Here is a 1,120-nt window from a genome sequence, read left to right on the forward strand (position 1 = left end):
TCCCAGCCGTACGTCCGGGTGAACGCGTCGTACGCCTCGGCGGGCAGCCCGTACCGGTCGCGGGACAGCGCCATGACCACGAGGTCGTGTTCGCGCAGGTCGGTGGAGAAGGTCTCCAGGTCGACCAGGACCGGCCCGTCGGGACCGATGTGGACGTTGCGGGGCAGCGCGTCGCCGTGGATCGGGCCCGGCGGCAGATGCGGCGTGAGTGCGGCGGCGGCCGTGGCGAAGCCGTCGCGCCGGTCCCGCAGGAACGCGGCGTCCGCCGGGTCGATCGCGTCGCCCGCGAGCCGCAGCCACCGCTCGACGCCGCCCAGCAGCTCGCGGCGCGGCAGCGTGAAGGCGGGGGAGGGCAGGGCGTGCACCAGGCGCAGCAGCTCGGCGAGATCGCGGGGTTCGGCGGGACGTACGGGTGCGGGCAGGCGGTGCCACACCGTCACCGGGTGACCGGTCACGGACCGCGCCTCGGACTCGGCGGCCCGCACCGCGGGGACGCCCGCCTCGGCGAGCCAGACGGCGATGGCCAGTTCCCGCCGCGCCCGGTCGAGCAGCTCGGCGTCGCGGCCCACCTTGACCACCAGGTCACCGGCGGCGAACACGGCGTTCTCGCCCAGCGCGAGCAGCTCCGCGCCCCGTCCGAACCCCGCCTCGGCGAGCACGTCCCGCGCCTGAGCCTCGTCCATCACTCGCCTCCCGTGGAGTCCGTGTTTCCCGTGGGTCCCGTCGCGTCGGCGGTCGAGATCACGCCATACGCCGCCCAGTGTCGCATTCACACTGGTGAGAGCCCTCGGGAGGGTGTGTGCGCTGTCTTGACGGCGTGTCAGTACGTCAGCACGATGACGGGGGCCGCCGGGACGGCCAGACCCGCACGAGCCGCCCAGAGGAGCTGATTCCGTGACATCGGCGACCGTGAGGAAGCGGTCAGTGAAACGGTCGGCGAGGGGTGCGCCGGACGGCGGCGGAGGCGGCGGCGCGCGGGACCGTCTCGTCGACCACGGCGCCTGGTTCCTGGTGCTGCCCGCGCTGATCCCGATCCTGGTGCTCAGCGTCGGACCGCTCCTCTACGGCATCGCGCTGGCGTTCACCGACTCCCAGTCGGGCCGCACCGAGCCCACGAGAC

1 protein-coding gene and 1 pseudogene are annotated in these 1,120 nt (G+C 74.0%); one reads left to right on the forward strand and one right to left on the reverse strand.

From position 1 onward, the window contains the following. On the reverse strand, positions 1–683 hold a 683-nt coding region (locus EU811_RS22835; protein ID WP_142940540.1), incomplete at its 3' end, for a phosphotransferase enzyme family protein. Positions 684–924: 241 nt separating this feature from the next. On the opposite strand from EU811_RS22835, the pseudogene EU811_RS22840 reads away from it, so the two are divergent. After that, positions 925–1,120 (forward strand): annotated as a pseudogene (locus tag EU811_RS22840) (hypothetical protein); the annotation flags it as partial.

This window comes from Arthrobacter sp. TS-15, from assembly GCF_006964045.1.
In the GTDB taxonomy this organism is placed as follows: Bacteria; Actinomycetota; Actinomycetes; order Actinomycetales; family Micrococcaceae; genus Arthrobacter.